At 34.1% G+C, this 15477-nt stretch carries 12 protein-coding genes, 26 tRNA genes and 1 pseudogene; 38 read left to right on the top strand and 1 reads right to left on the bottom strand.

Translation table 11 applies throughout. The features are described 5' to 3' along the window. Positions 1-25: 25 nt before the first annotated feature. The 36 genes from KA893_RS02495 to fumC all read left to right on the top strand — a co-directional run bounded on the left by KA893_RS02495 (position 26) and on the right by fumC (position 12418). Positions 26-101: transfer RNA gene (locus tag KA893_RS02495), tRNA-Val, on the top strand. Between the two features lie 13 nt (positions 102-114). Beyond that, a tRNA-Thr gene (locus KA893_RS02490) sits at positions 115-190 on the top strand. A 7-nt stretch (positions 191-197) separates the two neighbouring features. After that, positions 198-273, top strand: a tRNA-Lys gene (locus KA893_RS02485). 16 nt (positions 274-289) lie between these two features. Continuing rightward, positions 290-371: transfer RNA gene (locus KA893_RS02480), tRNA-Leu, on the top strand. Between the two features lie 3 nt (positions 372-374). After that, positions 375-449 (top strand) — tRNA-Gly (locus KA893_RS02475). 7 nt (positions 450-456) lie between these two features. After that, positions 457-542: transfer RNA gene (locus KA893_RS02470), tRNA-Leu, on the top strand. Positions 543-560: 18 nt separating this feature from the next. Then, positions 561-634: transfer RNA gene (locus KA893_RS02465), tRNA-Arg, on the top strand. 8 nt (positions 635-642) lie between these two features. Next, positions 643-716 (top strand) — tRNA-Pro (locus tag KA893_RS02460). A 20-nt stretch (positions 717-736) separates the two neighbouring features. Continuing rightward, positions 737-812: transfer RNA gene (locus tag KA893_RS02455), tRNA-Ala, on the top strand. A gap of 25 nt (positions 813-837) precedes the next feature. Continuing rightward, positions 838-911: transfer RNA gene (locus KA893_RS02450), tRNA-Met, on the top strand. Between the two features lie 27 nt (positions 912-938). Beyond that, positions 939-1012, top strand: a tRNA-Ile gene (locus KA893_RS02445). A gap of 9 nt (positions 1013-1021) precedes the next feature. Continuing rightward, a tRNA-Ser gene (locus KA893_RS02440) sits at positions 1022-1114 on the top strand. A gap of 44 nt (positions 1115-1158) precedes the next feature. Continuing rightward, positions 1159-1251: transfer RNA gene (locus KA893_RS02435), tRNA-Ser, on the top strand. A 13-nt stretch (positions 1252-1264) separates the two neighbouring features. Next, positions 1265-1338, top strand: a tRNA-Met gene (locus KA893_RS02430). A gap of 9 nt (positions 1339-1347) precedes the next feature. Next, positions 1348-1423: transfer RNA gene (locus tag KA893_RS02425), tRNA-Asp, on the top strand. Positions 1424-1431: 8 nt separating this feature from the next. Then, positions 1432-1504, top strand: a tRNA-Phe gene (locus KA893_RS02420). Positions 1505-1516: 12 nt separating this feature from the next. After that, positions 1517-1592 (top strand) — tRNA-Thr (locus tag KA893_RS02415). A gap of 6 nt (positions 1593-1598) precedes the next feature. Further along, a tRNA-Tyr gene (locus KA893_RS02410) sits at positions 1599-1682 on the top strand. A gap of 15 nt (positions 1683-1697) precedes the next feature. Further along, positions 1698-1771 (top strand) — tRNA-Trp (locus tag KA893_RS02405). A gap of 2 nt (positions 1772-1773) precedes the next feature. Continuing rightward, positions 1774-1846, top strand: a tRNA-His gene (locus KA893_RS02400). An 11-nt stretch (positions 1847-1857) separates the two neighbouring features. After that, positions 1858-1929, top strand: a tRNA-Gln gene (locus tag KA893_RS02395). Between the two features lie 9 nt (positions 1930-1938). Next, positions 1939-2009 (top strand) — tRNA-Cys (locus tag KA893_RS02390). 10 nt (positions 2010-2019) lie between these two features. Further along, positions 2020-2094: transfer RNA gene (locus tag KA893_RS02385), tRNA-Gly, on the top strand. 21 nt (positions 2095-2115) lie between these two features. Then, positions 2116-2190 (top strand) — tRNA-Gly (locus KA893_RS02380). Between the two features lie 9 nt (positions 2191-2199). Continuing rightward, positions 2200-2274: transfer RNA gene (locus tag KA893_RS02375), tRNA-Gly, on the top strand. Positions 2275-2486: 212 nt separating this feature from the next. Then, on the top strand, positions 2487-2873 hold the full coding sequence (gene panD, locus KA893_RS02370; protein WP_002482870.1) for an aspartate 1-decarboxylase: 387 nt from the start codon (positions 2487-2489) through the stop codon (positions 2871-2873). Between the two features lie 299 nt (positions 2874-3172). Continuing rightward, a tRNA-Leu gene (locus tag KA893_RS02365) sits at positions 3173-3255 on the top strand. Positions 3256-3456: 201 nt separating this feature from the next. Beyond that, positions 3457-4524, top strand: a complete 1068-nt coding sequence (locus KA893_RS02360) for a PTS sugar transporter subunit IIC (protein ID WP_210125570.1) — start codon at positions 3457-3459, stop codon at positions 4522-4524. Positions 4525-5153: 629 nt separating this feature from the next. Beyond that, positions 5154-6617, top strand: coding sequence for an ABC transporter substrate-binding protein/permease (locus KA893_RS02355; RefSeq protein ID WP_002482872.1), 1464 nt, complete (start codon positions 5154-5156; stop codon positions 6615-6617). After that, positions 6610-7332 carry an amino acid ABC transporter ATP-binding protein gene (locus KA893_RS02350; protein ID WP_002482873.1) on the top strand — a complete coding sequence of 241 codons (723 nt, stop codon included), beginning with the start codon at positions 6610-6612 and terminating at the stop codon, positions 7330-7332. Before KA893_RS02355 ends, KA893_RS02350 begins: the two co-directional genes overlap by 8 nt. A gap of 160 nt (positions 7333-7492) precedes the next feature. Further along, the gene (gene queG / locus KA893_RS02345) at positions 7493-8620 is read left to right on the top strand and encodes a tRNA epoxyqueuosine(34) reductase QueG (RefSeq protein WP_002482874.1); all 1128 of its coding nucleotides are present in this window, start codon (positions 7493-7495) and stop codon (positions 8618-8620) included. A 4-nt stretch (positions 8621-8624) separates the two neighbouring features. Further along, positions 8625-9095 carry a tRNA (uridine(34)/cytosine(34)/5-carboxymethylaminomethyluridine(34)-2'-O)-methyltransferase TrmL gene (trmL, locus tag KA893_RS02340; RefSeq protein WP_002482875.1) on the top strand — a complete coding sequence of 157 codons (471 nt, stop codon included), beginning with the start codon at positions 8625-8627 and terminating at the stop codon, positions 9093-9095. A 180-nt stretch (positions 9096-9275) separates the two neighbouring features. Next, entirely contained in the window at positions 9276-9875 is a 600-nt protein-coding gene (locus KA893_RS02335) for a 6-phosphogluconolactonase (RefSeq protein WP_002482876.1), read from the top strand. A 21-nt stretch (positions 9876-9896) separates the two neighbouring features. After that, positions 9897-10082, top strand: a complete 186-nt coding sequence (locus tag KA893_RS02330; protein WP_011302805.1) for an SAS053 family DNA gyrase inhibitor — start codon at positions 9897-9899, stop codon at positions 10080-10082. A 156-nt stretch (positions 10083-10238) separates the two neighbouring features. Next, complete coding sequence (locus KA893_RS02325; RefSeq protein ID WP_011302806.1) at positions 10239-10655, top strand: hypothetical protein; 417 nt, start codon at positions 10239-10241, stop codon at positions 10653-10655. A 377-nt stretch (positions 10656-11032) separates the two neighbouring features. After that, positions 11033-12418 (top strand): class II fumarate hydratase, encoded by a 1386-nt coding sequence (fumC, locus tag KA893_RS02320; RefSeq protein WP_002482879.1) that lies wholly within the window; start codon positions 11033-11035, stop codon positions 12416-12418. 202 nt (positions 12419-12620) lie between these two features. Here the strand turns inward: fumC and KA893_RS02315 are convergent, their stop codons facing one another. Continuing rightward, entirely contained in the window at positions 12621-13448 is an 828-nt protein-coding gene (locus KA893_RS02315; protein ID WP_115338456.1) for an RluA family pseudouridine synthase, read from the bottom strand. Between the two features lie 184 nt (positions 13449-13632). On the opposite strand from KA893_RS02315, the pseudogene KA893_RS02310 reads away from it, so the two are divergent. Beyond that, positions 13633-14748 (top strand): annotated as a pseudogene (locus KA893_RS02310) (GAF domain-containing sensor histidine kinase). A 14-nt stretch (positions 14749-14762) separates the two neighbouring features. Then, on the top strand, positions 14763-15386 hold the full coding sequence (locus tag KA893_RS02305; protein ID WP_210125568.1) for a response regulator: 624 nt from the start codon (positions 14763-14765) through the stop codon (positions 15384-15386). The last annotated feature ends 91 nt before the right edge of the window (positions 15387-15477 follow it).

Genomic DNA, 15477 nt, shown 5'->3' with positions numbered 1-15477 from the left:
TAGGACGTTGCCAGGCAATTTATATGGAGGATTAGCTCAGCTGGGAGAGCATCTGCCTTACAAGCAGAGGGTCGGCGGTTCGAACCCGTCATCCTCCACCATTTATTTAATTTAGCCGGCCTAGCTCAACTGGTAGAGCAACTGACTTGTAATCAGTAGGTTGGGGGTTCAAGTCCTCTGGCCGGCACCATTTTGATGAGCCATTAGCTCAGTTGGTAGAGCATCTGACTTTTAATCAGAGGGTCAGTGGTTCGAGCCCACTATGGCTCACCATTATCATTTTAATATCGCGGGTGTGGCGGAATTGGCAGACGCACTAGACTTAGGATCTAGCGCCTTACGGCGTGGGGGTTCGACTCCCTTCACCCGCATATGCAGAAGTAGTTCAGCGGTAGAATACGACCTTGCCAAGGTCGGGGTCGCGGGTTCGAATCCCGTCTTCTGCTCCATTATTTTGCCGGGGTGGCGGAACTGGCAGACGCACAGGACTTAAAATCCTGCGATAAGTGATTATCGTACCGGTTCGATTCCGGTCCTCGGCATCATCCTATAAAAATTATGCGCCCATAGCTCAACTGGATAGAGTACTTGACTACGAATCAAGAGGTTATAGGTTCGACCCCTATTGGGCGCACTAATTTACGGGAAGTAGCTCAGCTTGGTAGAGCACTTGGTTTGGGACCAAGGGGTCGCAGGTTCGAATCCTGTCTTCCCGATTCCCTGAAAATTTATATATGGGGGCTTAGCTCAGATGGGAGAGCGCCTGCTTTGCACGCAGGAGGTCAGCGGTTCGATCCCGCTAGTCTCCACCATATTTAATACAAACTAAAATACAACGGCGGTGTAGCTCAGCTGGCTAGAGCGTACGGTTCATACCCGTGAGGTCGGGGGTTCGATCCCCTCCACCGCCACTAATTATTAGTTGTAAATTATATTTAGGACCTTTAGCTCAGTTGGTTAGAGCTAACGGCTCATAACCGTTCGGTCGCAGGTTCGAGTCCTGCAAGGTCCATATAATTTTGGAGGAATACCCAAGTCCGGCTGAAGGGATCGGTCTTGAAAACCGACAGGGGCTTAACGGCCCGCGGGGGTTCGAATCCCTCTTCCTCCGCCATCTTTATAATAATTGAATATAATTTATTTTTAGCTAATATTTGTGGAGGAATACCCAAGTCCGGCTGAAGGGATCGGTCTTGAAAACCGACAGGAGCTTAACGGCTCGCGGGGGTTCGAATCCCTCTTCCTCCGCCATTTATATTATTAACGCGGGATGGAGCAGTTCGGTAGCTCGTCGGGCTCATAACCCGAAGGTCGGTGGTTCAAATCCGCCTCCCGCAATTTTTAAAAGGTCCCGTAGTGTAGCGGTTAACACGCCTGCCTGTCACGCAGGAGATCGTGGGTTCGAATCCCATCGGGACCGCCATTTATTATGGTTCAGTAGCTCAGTTGGTAGAGCAATGGATTGAAGCTCCATGTGTCGGCAGTTCGATTCTGTCCTGAACCATTTTTAATGCAAGCCGGCCTAGCTCAACTGGTAGAGCAACTGACTTGTAATCAGTAGGTTGGGGGTTCAAGTCCTCTGGCCGGCACCATCTTTTGGAGGGGTAGCGAAGTGGCTAAACGCGGCGGACTGTAAATCCGCTCCTTCGGGTTCGGCAGTTCGAATCTGCCCCCCTCCACCATTTATTTAATTTAATAGGGGCATATTTCAACGGTAGAATAGAGGTCTCCAAAACCTTTGATGTGGGTTCGATTCCTACTGCCCCTGCCATGGCGGTTGTGGCGAAGTGGTTAACGCATCGGATTGTGGTTCCGACACTCGTGGGTTCGATTCCCATCATCCGCCCTTAGTATTATTGGGCTATAGCCAAGCGGTAAGGCAATGGACTTTGACTCCATCACGCGCTGGTTCGAATCCAGCTAGCCCAGTTTTTTATTGGCGGCATAGCCAAGTGGTAAGGCAGAGGTCTGCAAAACCTTTATCACCGGTTCAAATCCGGTTGCCGCCTTCAACAATATGCGGGAGTAGTTCAACTTTTAGAACACGTTCCTTCCCGGAATGAGGTATAGGTGTAAGTCCTATCTTCCGCTCCATATTAAATTATTATATCCCATGCGGGGGTAGTTCAACTTTTAGAACACGTTCTTTCCCGGAACGAGGTGTAGGTGTAAGTCCTATCTTCCGCTCCATATTATTTTGCGGGAGTAGTTCAACTTTTAGAACACATTCCTTCCCGGAATGAGGTATAGGTGTAAGTCCTATCTTCCGCTCCATTTATTCTTCCATTAAGGAAGTTTTTTTTTACACTTTTTTAAGTATATAAATTTAATAATCACTTTGGATTGTTGTTTATTTATATTGAGGTAAATATTATTTTAACGTCTTAATCAATGTGGTATTATTAAGTGGTTATGTTATATGAAGTAATAATTAATACTTGATTTATGTATAATTAAAAATTTGAACTATAGGGGCTATAATTTCTATGATACGTACAATGATGAATGGAAAAATTCACAGAGCAAGAGTAACAGAATCTAATTTAAACTATGTAGGTAGTATTACGATTGATAAAGATATATTGGAAGCAGTAGATATATTACCCAATGAGAAAGTGGCAATTGTAAATAATAATAATGGTGCACGTTTTGAAACCTATGTTATTGAAGGAGAACGTGGAAGTGGTAAGATATGCTTAAATGGAGCTGCTTCTAGGTTAGTAGAAGTAGACGATGTTGTGATTATTATGACATATGTTCAATTAAATGAAACTGAGCTTATAAATCACGTACCTAAAGTAGCTGTAATGAATGAATTTAACCAAATAACACAAATGATTGGTGAAAAGGAAAATGAAATAATTTTAGATTGATTTTTAAGTAAATAGTTAATTTGATTTGTACTTAATAATTTGATTCTAATTAAAAATGATGAATTTATTTAAATTAAGACGTGGTAATTAGTTTAATTTATTTATAAGGCAAAGATATTATGAATAGTGACAATTTATACTTTTTTAGTAAGGTGTTTTTCTTTCAAAAGCTAGTGATTACGCTCTTTATTAAGAAATCTATTGACGACAAAAGTTCTAAGTTATATAATGTATTTATGCTGTTTCGAACATAAACGGTTACTTTTTGTAAAATAAGTGATCGCTCAATTATTTATTGAGCCGGTGTGGCGGAATTGGCAGACGCGCGGGACTCAAAATCCCGTTCCTTCTTGGAGTGTCGGTTCGATCCCGACCACCGGTATAACTATAGTAATAAACAGACTCTGTTTGTTTTTGAACCTCGTATCTACGAGGTTCTTTTTTTATGTCAAATATACGTTTTGTTTTAAATTTAAAAAAAGAATATAAATCATTGATATTATATTTACCATTATAACTTTATATTGTGGTTTTTAAGAAAGTATAATATTATGAGTCTAATGCTTTATTTGGAGGAAAATGAATGTCTAAGAGTAAAACTAAAAACAATAGTAGTAAACAATTTTTTAGCAACATACTTCAAGCTGTGGGTGCTGGTGTTGTAATTGCATTAATACCGAATGCATTGTTAGGAGAGTTATTAAAATTCTTCAAAGAAGGTAATCAATTATTAGAATCAGTGTATCAATTGGTTGTATTAATTCAATCATTTATGGCTTTTATTATTGGAGTATTAGCAGCGCATCAATTTAAATTTAGTGGTGCTGGTGCAACGATGGTTGGCGTTTCTGCAATGCTTGGTAGTGGGGCAGTAAAAATAACATCAAACGGTTTTATGTTAAATGGTATTGGAGATATTATAAATACGATATTAGTAGTCATGGTAGCCTGTTTTTTATATTTAATACTTCAAAACAAATTAGGATCGCTTGAAATGATTATTTTACCGGTAGTGATTCCGGTTGTAAGTGGCATTATAGGTATTTATACACTAGGGTATGTATCGAATGTGACGAAAGGAATTGGACATTTAGTGAGTTCTTTTACAGAACTGAATCCTATGTTGATGTCTATCCTTATCTGTGTTACATATTCTTTATTAATGGTTACACCCGTATCTGTGGTAGCAATTGCCACTGCAATTGGTTTGTCTGGTTTAGGAAGTGGTGCAGCTAATATGGGTATTGTAGCAGCTTGTGTAACATTTTTATTCGGTTCAATACGAGTGAATGGTGCAGGTGTCAATCTTGTATTAATTATTGGTGCAGCTAAAATGATGATTCCAGTATACTTTAAACATTTAATCATCGCGGTGCCTTTAGTTATTAATGGTATCATAGGAGGGTTAATTGCTTATTTCATAGGAATTCAAGGGACACCAATGTCTGCTGGTTTTGGTTATACAGGTTTAGTAGGGCCAATAAACGCATTTAATCGGATGGATGGTGATCCAGTAATAAATATTATCCTTTTAATTTTTGGTTATCTTATTATTCCATTTGTAGCAGCATTTTTTGTACATGAATTATGTAAAAAATTCATAGGCAGTTATTCAGATGACATATATAGATTTGAAATACCAAAACAATAAAGTGTTTTGAATTTGTGTATGGCAGTTGGTTATCTAAGAAAATGAATATCTATACATTTTCAAGGTATTGTATAGGTGTAGTTAAGTCTAAAAATCTAAAACTTTAAGTTTATTATAGTGTCAATATTATTTTCTATGTCTATATATTTTACTTTAAGGTATAGAGTATAAATTAATGTATATTAACAAGCATGACAGCAACCTGTAATTGATTATGAAGCATAGGGCAGAAATTAAATTTTCTAGTGGGTCTTTTGTAGTTCCACCTATGTAAACAAGGCAGAGATAACTATGATAAAGGTCTGCCTGAGCTAACGTGCATGTATAAGTTTCACTAGAATTATATATAAGATTTAGCCTATGTATAAGAACTACTCTTTTCCATAAGAATAGGAAAAATAGTTTCTTTAAAATAAGTAGGCTATACATTTTCAATTTAGTCATTTAGTGCCTAATTGAACAAGAGTCTGAGACATCTAGTTTTGTCCCAGGCTCTCTTTTTTTATACTCAAGGGACAGAATTTGAGGTAATTAGCTGTTTATATAAGTTTAAATAGATTCCTAAAATTATATTGAATATTATTTCGTAATTATGTATAATAATGAATTATATAGAAAGGGGTTAGAAAATGAAACACATGATTAAATTGATTATGACTGTTATTTTAATTAGTAGCGGTATATTAACTTACATTAGCCCTGTTGCACATGGAGCGGAACAGGATCAATGGGATAAAATAAAAGCGCGTGGTGAATTACGCGTAGGTTTATCTGCAGATTATGCACCATATGAATTTGAGCATAATGTAAATGGTAAATCGGAATATGCAGGTATCGATATTGACTTAGCTAAAAAAGTAGCTAAAGATAATCATCTGAAATTAAAAATTGTAAATATGCAATTTGACAGTTTATTGGGAGCAATTAAGACTGGGAAAGTCGATTTAATTATTTCTGGTATGACACCAACACCAGAGCGTGAAAAAGAAGTAGATTTTTCTAACCCATATATGACAGTCCAACAAAAAATGATAATAAAAAAATCAGATGCAGATAATTTAAAAGATATTGACGATTTTGCAAATAAAAAAATAGGTGTTCAAAAACAAACACAACAAGAAAAAATTGCTCAGAGTGAAATTGATAATGCACAGGTACAATCTTTGACTAGAGTTCCAGAAGTAATCATGTCATTAAAGAGTGGTAAGGTAAAAGGAATGGTCATCGAAGGACCAGTAGCTGAAGCTTATTTGAAACAAAATAAAGATTTAACATTTGCTGAAAATGTTAAATTTAATGAAGGTACAAAAAGTACAGCAATCGCTGCTCCGAAACATTCTCCAAAATTAATGGAAAAATTGAATGCATCTATCAAAGATGTTAAAGATAATAATTTAATTAAGGATTATAAAGCTTCTGCGGCAGAAGCAATGAAAAAAGATGACGGTAATTTTTTCACTAAGTATGGTAATTTCTTCTTAAAAGGTATTCAGAACACGATATTAATTTCCATTGTTGGTGTTCTATTAGGGACAGTGTTTGGTGCTGGTATTGCTTTACTTAAGTTAAGCAAAATTAAATTATTAAGTTGGCTTGCTTCAGCTTATATTGAATTCCTAAGAGGGACACCGCTTTTAGTTCAAGTATTCCTTGTTTACTTTGGAACAACAGCAGTTCTTGGATTAAATATATCAGCGCTTATATGCGGTATGATTGCTTTAGTAATTAATTGTTCAGCATATATTGCCGAAATAATAAGAGCAGGTATTAACGCTGTTGATAGTGGACAAACTGAAGCAGCACGTAGTTTAGGTTTAACTTATGGTCAGACAATGAAGTCAGTTATTTTACCGCAAGCTATTAAAAATATTTTACCGGCTTTAGGTAATGAATTTGTAACGGTAATTAAAGAATCGTCAATTGTTTCAGTCATTGGTGTTAGTGAAATAATGTTCAATGCACAAGTTGTACAAGGTGCGTCATTTGATCCATTTACACCATTAATCGTTGCTGCAATACTATACTTTATTCTTACATTTACATTATCTAGAGTGATGTATTACTTTGAAGGGAGAATGAAAGTTAGTGATTAATATTAAAAATTTATATAAATCTTTTGGTAAAAATGAAGTGCTCAAAGGAATTGATTTAACGGTAAATCAAGGTGAAGTCGTCGCAATCATTGGTCCTTCTGGTAGTGGGAAAAGTACATTACTTCGTTGCATGAATTTGTTAGAAACACCGACTAGTGGGGAAGTTATTTTTAAAGAACAACATTTAACTCATAACAGCACTGAGTTAGAAACCTTACGTCAACAAATGGGGATGGTATTTCAAAATTTTAATTTGTTTCCTCATAAAAAGGTCATAGATAATGTTATATTAGCGCCAAGTTTATTGAAAAAAGATAATATCGCTAATTTAAAACAACAGGCGAAATCATTACTTGAAAAGGTTGGATTAGCAGATAAAGCAGACGCTTATCCCTCTCAATTATCTGGTGGACAAAAGCAGAGGGTTGCAATTGCTAGAGCATTGGCAATGAATCCTGAAGTGTTATTATTTGATGAACCAACGTCAGCACTTGATCCTGAAGTTGTTGGTGATGTGCTTAAGGTAATGAAAGATCTAGCAAAAGAAGGTATGACAATGGTCGTTGTCACACATGAAATGAACTTTGCAAGGGATGTAAGTGATAAAGTGGTCTTTATGGCAGATGGCGTGATTGTTGAATCTGGATCGCCAACAGATATTTTTGATCATCAACAACATGAAAGAACTAAAAACTTCTTGAGTAGAGTACTATAAGCTGTTGAAACCAAGCATTTAAGGTTAGATTAATTAATAATCGTAACTTTAGATACTTGGTTTTTAATTTTGTCATGAAAAACTAAAATACGTCATACGCTAAACACTTCGGAATGTGTTAAACTATGGAATGTATGTTTTTAATGTGGGGTGTAATTAAATGGATTTAAACCAATTGAAACAAGATGTCATAGATTATGCTCATACAATTGGTATCGATAGTATTGGTTTTACTACAGCTGATCCTTTTGATGAGTTGAAACAAAAGTTAGCTGACTATCATGCGAAAGGCTATGCATCTGGTTTCGAAGAATCGGATATCGAATTGAGAACTGAACCGAAGTTATCGCTGCCGACAGCTAGATCAATCATTGCAATTGCAGTGGGTTATCCTAATAAATTGAAAGGCGCTCCTAAAAGTGTTCGTGGTGATCGCCGTGGTATGTTTGCACGAGCATCGTGGGGACAAGACTATCATTCGATTATGAGGAAACGCCTAGATAAATTAGGTGCGTATTTAGAAGAAAAAGTACCTGGTGTAGAAATACAATCAATGGTAGATACTGGTGTACTTTCAGATCGCGCAGTTGCTGAACGCGCGGGCTTAGGTTACGTAGGTAGAAACGGTTTTGTTATTAATCCAGAATTAGGTACATGGACATATCTAGGTGAAATGCTTGTAAGTATACCTTTTCCACCAGATGATCCGTTAATCGATAGTTGTGGTGATTGTACCATTTGTGTTGATCGTTGCCCAACTGGAGCACTTGTTGGTGATGGACAATTAAATAGTCAAAAATGTATCAGCTTTTTAACGCAAACTAAAGGGTATTTAGCTGATGAATATCGTTATAAAATTGGTAATCGTTTATATGGTTGTGATACATGTCAGCAAGTTTGTCCAAGAAATAAAGGAATCAATACTCAACAAGATGATATCGTATTAGAACCAGAAATTTTGAAACCTAGGTTGGTGCCTTTGTTGCAAATGAGTAATAAGGAATTTAAAAACACTTATGGTCATTTAGCAGGTGCATGGAGAGGGAAGAAACCGATACAGCGGAATGCTATCGTCGCATTAGCGCATTTTAAAGATGAAACTGCAATATCAGAATTACAAGAAGTAGCTTTGAATGATCCTAGACCCATGATTCGTGGTACTGCATATTGGGCAATAGGTCAAATTCAAGGTGAAGCGGCAAGGCCTTTTATAGAACAACATTATAATGATGAAATAGAAGAAGTCCAAGTAGAAATGATAAAAGGACTTGAAATGAGGAGCGAATAAAAGCATGACAAACCATATAGTATTATTTCAGCCACAAATACCTGGTAATACAGGCAGTATTGCTAGAACATGCGCTGGTACATATACACATTTACATTTAATTAAGCCATTAGGTTTTAGTACAGATGATAAAATGTTAAAACGTGCAGGCTTAGATTATTGGGAATCTGTGAACATTACCTATTATGAAAACATTGAATCATTTTTTGAAAACACAGATGGTACATACTATTTGTTGACTAAATTTGGTAAAAAGACGTATTCAGATTTTGATTTCACAGATACAGAACATGACCACTTTTTCATATTTGGACGAGAAACAACTGGATTACCTGATTGGGTAAAAGATGCTTATGCTGAAACTGCCTTAAGAATACCAATGAATGATAATATTAGATCATTAAATCTATCTAATACAGCTTCATTACTTATATACGAAGCTTTAAGACAACAAAGTTTCCCTGGGTTACATTAATTGTTTAAAATGAATGAAATTATAGTTAAAGCTTTGTATAATGAAGTTAAGCCTAAATATAATTTAAATCAGAAGAATCATAAGTTAAATTAAGTAAATAGTTTATGGTTACTGTAACAAGGGTAATAATAAAAATAATGCTAGAACGCGTCTTAATAGACAAAGAGGAGTGTAATTACTATGGCAATGAACTTTAAAGTTTTAGAAAATGAACAAGTTGTAGCGGAATATGCTGCAGATATCTTAAGAAAACAATTTAACAACAATCCAACAACAATTGCTGGTGTACACCTTTCAAGTGACAATGCACCAGTATTGGATGAATTAAAGAAAAATGTTGATAAACATGCAGTAGATTTTAGTCAAATTAATATTCTGGATTATGATAACAATAAATCATACTTTGAAGCACTTGGTGTTCCAGAAGGCCAAATCTTCAATGTTTCATTTGGTGAAGATACGGAATCATTTATTAAAGATAAAATCAAAACTAAAGAAAATAAAGGGAAATTGATTACACAAGTACTTTCTATTGATACAAATGGTAAATTAGATGTAAGTGTGAATCAAGGTTTATTCTCGTCACGTGAAGTTATTTTAATTATTACAGGTAGCAATAAAAAAGAAGTCGTTCATAAACTTTATGAAGAAAATGGTAAAACAAGTTTTGAACCTTCAGATTTAAAAGCGCATCGTATGGTTAATGTTATTTTAGATGAAGCGGCTGCTGAAGGTTTACCAGAAGATGTTAGACATTATTTCACTGCACGTTTTGCATAATTTATATGTGAGGTGATTGCAATGAGTTTAGATAAAAATCAAAATAATCTACATCGTGATGAATTAGAGTCAGAAAACGCGATGGTTGATGATTTAGAGGATGTCGTAGAATTAGGAAAAGAAATGGAACAAATCTCTGAAGAAAATGATGAAGATAAATTAGATAAATCACATGACCCAGCAGTACGTTCCGATTTAAATGAATAGTTTAAGCCACCTTTGTGAATTATTATGGTTCACAAAGGTTTTTTGTGTAATTGTGATGACGATTATTTTCGAAGTCATGTGGTAAAAAAAGAAATGCCATGTTAAATGTGAATGTGTTATTATTAAAGCATTATTGATTTAAGGAGAATTATATAAATGTTAAGCAAATATTGGAAATATATCATGATAAGTGCTGTTATTGTAAATTTAATTTCTATAAAAGGTTTTCCAATGGCAATTGGAGCGCTTTATTTACCAGTATTATTCAAAATTATTAAATTACAAATTAATTTATCACAAGGTTTAGTAGATCAAGTGAATGCATCAACTTTTGTAAAAAGTAATCAAACAGGCGTCATTATTAGTGTGTTATGTTGTATTGTTATAACTGTATTATTATTTAAGCCTTTAGGTAGCTTTTATGATAATTTAGATGGTTTCCTAGGATTATTAATAACAATTAGTCCAGTTACATTAGTGATAGGTGCGATCTTATTAATTTTAACTGCAGTTGGCGTGATTCAAGCGGCAAAAAATCAATTTAAAAGTGTTAATATCACTAAAGAGCGTTAAGACAATTTTTAATAATAGAGCTTTTAAGATTAATAAAATGTACGTCACTATGTTCATTCATCTAATATAAAAATTTTAATTGTATTTCCAATTATCGCGTCTGAGACAAAGTAGATGTCTCAGACGCTTTTTTTCATTTAGGCAGTAGATGACTGAATTGAAAAGGTAAAATCTCACTTATTTAAACAAACGATTAAAAAATTTGATTACTCTCCTGCTACCTTTTTATATAAAAGAAAAAATATCAATGTGTTGTTGTTTATGTATTTTAAAATTATCAATTGAATTATGAAAACGCTATATAATACGATTGCTCCTATAAAATGTTTAATGCTATACTAATAGCGAACAATGAATAATGAAGGGGAGAATTATAAATGTCAGTAAGAATAGAACATGATACATTCGGTGAAATTGAAGTACCTGCAGATAAATACTGGGGTGCACAAACAGAAAGAAGTAAACGTAATTTTCCAGTGGGTAAAGAACGTATGCCAATTGAAGTTGTATACGGATTTGCGCAATTAAAAAGAGGAGCAGCATTAGCTAATCATGCATTAGGTAAATTATCAGATGCCAAAAAAGATGCGATTGTCTATGCATGTGACCGCGTATTAAATAAAGAATTAGATGAACATTTCCCACTTGTTGTTTGGCAAACAGGGAGTGGTACACAAAGTAATATGAATGTAAACGAAGTTGTAAGTTATGTTGCCAATACTTACTTAAAAGAGCAAGGTATCGATGAGTCTATTCATCCTAATGATGATGTAAATAAATCTCAAAGTTCTAATGATACATTCCCAACAGCAATGCATGTTGCATTATACAATGAAGTTGAAACAAAATTAGAACCTGCATTAAAAACACTGAGAGATACGTTTAAACAAAAAGAAGAACAATATCACGATATTATTAAAATTGGGCGTACGCATCTACAAGATGCTACACCGATTCGACTAGGTCAAGAAATTAGTGGTTGGCGTTATATGTTAGATAAATGTGAAACGTTGTTAAGTGAATCAAAAGCGCATATTTTAAACTTAGCTATTGGTGGTACTGCAGTAGGTACAGGAATTAATGCACATCCAGAGTTTGGTGACAAAGTAGCTAAATTTATAGCTGAAAATACAGGCTATCCTTTTGTATCATCTGAAAATAAATTCCATGCATTAACAGCACATGACGAAGTTGTACAATTGCATGGTACACTTAAAGCACTTGCAACAGATCTAATGAAAATTGCCAATGATGTAAGATGGTTAGCTTCAGGACCTCGTGCGGGTCTTGCTGAGATTTCCATACCAGAGAATGAACCTGGTTCATCTATCATGCCTGGTAAGGTTAATCCAACGCAATGTGAAATGTTAACTATGGTTGCAGTTCAAGTAATGGGTAATGATACAGCAGTTGGTATTGCAAGTTCACAAGGTAACTTTGAACTCAATGTATACAAACCAGTTATTTTATTAAATACCTTGCAGTCAATTTATTTATTAGCAGATGGTATGGACACATTTAATAATAATTGTGCAGTTGGTATTGAGCCAATTCCAGAGAATATTGATAATTATTTAAACCAATCATTAATGCTCGTAACTGCTTTGAATCCACACATTGGATATGAAAAAGCAGCTAGTATCGCTAAAAAAGCTCACCGTGAAGGGCTTACTTTAAAAGAATCAGCAATTAATTCAGGGTATGTTACAGAAGAACAATTCGAACAATGGATTAAACCAGAAGATATGGTTGAACCTAAATAAAACTCCATAGAGCACTGAAAATACAAATTTTTAAATTAAGAGAGCTAATCCTATCATATGGATTAGCTCTTTTTGTTTTATACTTTAATGCGTTGAACGTTAGCAATTGACTACAGAATAATCAAATGCAACAGTTTGTTTACACTTAATAGTATGCTAGCTTATTTTAATAGAGATAAGGTATTGCAATTATTTTATATGATTAAACTTCATCGTCTAAACTTACAGTTATACTTTCTTGTGTGAGTGGATGAATAAATTCTATTTTGTGACTATTTAATTCTAATTTTCTTAACGTAGAGTTACCATATAATGGATCACCAATAACTGGGTGACCAATTTCTGCTAAGTGTACACGAATTTGATGCGTTCTACCGGTATCTAATTTTATTTCTAATTCACAGACGTCTTCTTTAATCATTTTTGAATTTAAAATATGTGTGATTGCAGATTGACCTGTAGAAGAGACACGACGTTTATTAGAATGAAATTTATCTTTACCAATAGGCATATCGATAGTCTGAGGTTTGATAGGTAATAAACTATGTACATTTGCTTTATATATACGGTCTATTTCATTTTCCTCTAGCATACGGTCTAAGATTTTTTTCATTAATGGGTTTTTTGCGACGATTAATAAACCAACTGTTTCTTGGTCTAATCGGTGAATAGGTTCTACATAATCACTTTTTATTGTATAAATGACATGGTTCATTAATGTATTACTTTCTTTTAAATCATTTGGATGTGTTTTCACACCTTTTGGTTTCATGACAATTGCTATGTCATCATCTTCATAATAAATTTGAGCGAAGCGGTAACTAGGTAAGTAATTACTCACTTCATCTGGTGTTGGAATATAAACATTATCGCCAGTATTTACTATAGTCATGAGCGTTCCAGGCGATTCGTTAATGGTAATTGCTTTCGACATATTTAAAGTGTGTAAATCTTTTTTTGGTAAGTGCAATTGTTGAAAAATTTCTCTTAATGTTAATTGATTATATTTATTAGGGATTTCAAATTTCATAGTATCCTCCTTGATTATCAACTATTATCATACCATAAAGAAAGTATTAAAAATATTAGTCAAATGAATTCTATATTTAAAATTTAAATGAATGCATTTATTAATGTTGTAGAAGCAACATTTTAAAATTTAACATGAAGAAGGTATAATATATATTAAAGTAGTAACGGAATGGAATGGTTAAATGGAAAAACCGACAAGACTTGCATTACTTAAAGAAATAGCTGAATTTTTAAATGAAGAAACAGAAACATACAGCATGATGGATTGCGCGTTGAGATATCTTATAGAAGGAACGGATTTTACTACTGGATGGATTTTCTTTATAGATGATGTAGGGCAACATGAATTAGTCTCGCATTTTGAGCTTCCAGGAGCGTTAGCCAAAGACAATTGTAAATACATGTGTGAAGGCACGTGTTGGTGTGTTCAAGCATATCAAAATAAAAAGTTAACTAAGGCATCAAATATTATAAATTGCTCTCGCATTAATTTAGCTAATCGTGCACATCATGCTGAAACAAATGGTATTACACATCATGCAACGGTGCCATTACGTTCAGGAGAAGAACAGTTTGGATTATTAAATGTGGCGACACCTTATAAAACAAGCTACAGTGAAGAGGACTTAGAATTACTAGAGTCAGTTGCTTTTCAAATAGGTTCTGCTATCAAACGAATTATTCTCACAAATAAAGAAAAAGAAGCTGCTCGTATCAGTGAAAGAAATCGATTAGCTCGAGATTTACATGATTCAGTGAATCAATTATTATTTTCTGTGAAACTGACTGCACATGCTGCCCAGGGTATTACGAAAGAGGAAGTATCACGGAATGCGTTTAATGTAATAGAAGATACAAGTCAACAAGCCGTGAATGAGATGCGGTCATTGATCTGGCAACTTAAACCTGTTGGATTAGAACAAGGATTAGTAAATGCATTAAATAACTATAGTGATATTTTACAAATTGAGTTAAGTGTAAAAGTTGAAGGTTTGATTAATTTACCAAGTTTAATAGAAGAAAATGTCTACCGTATTATCCAAGAAGCTATGAATAATACTAAGAAACATGCGAATACAAATGAGATTAATGTGAAATTGACGCAAAATCATCAATCTTTAATCGTGGAAATTAAAGATTTTGGTAAAGGTTTTAATATGAATTAATCAAATTTTAATTATTCACATGGAATCAATAATATGAGACAACGTGCGAAAGCGATGAATGGTAATTTATATATTGAATCAATTGAAAACAAGGGTACTAAAATATATATAAGCGTGCCGTTGTCGTTATAGGAAGGAAGAAAGTTATGAGTCGAATTATACTTGTAGATGATCATCATATTGTTAGGCAAGGATTAGAATTTTTATTATCAACGGTAGAAGATTTAGAGGTTATAGGTGGATTTTCAGATGGTCAAACCTTTTTAGATTATCTAGAAAACAACACGTTACCCGATATTGTATTATTAGATTTAGTAATGCCAAAAATGAATGGTATTGAAATTACAGAATGGATGAAGAAAAAATATCCAAATGTAAAAATATTAGTGTTAACAAGTTATATTGATGATGAACATGTTATTTCTGCAATTGATAAAGGTGCAGATAGTTATGAGATGAAAGATGTAGAGCCTGAGCAATTAATAAAAACAATAAAACATGTTCTTGCAGGAGAAAAAATTATTCATCCTCAAGCACAACATGTCATTGAAACAGTAAGTAAAAAGCCACATTATGCAAACAAGCTTTCAAAAAGGGAATCAGAAGTACTTACGGAAATGGCAAAAGGTAAAACAAATAAAGAAATTGCAGAAACACTTTTTGTATCAGAGAAAACAATTAAAACGCATGTTAGCCATATATTTAGTAAACTTCAAGTAACGGATCGTACACAGGCGGCAATTTATGCTATGCAAAACAATTTAATATAGTGTGTAATAAAACGATCATAAATAATGGCATGGCATGGCAATATATCTATTTTGGTGAATTATTACTTTAATTTATATAAAAATACTATAT

Source organism: Staphylococcus sp. GDY8P126P (assembly GCF_017891965.1).
Lineage (GTDB): Bacteria > Bacillota > Bacilli > Staphylococcales > Staphylococcaceae > Staphylococcus > Staphylococcus saprophyticus.
Note: the sequence above shows the minus strand (reverse complement) of the source record. Positions and strands in the feature narration are given on the sequence as shown.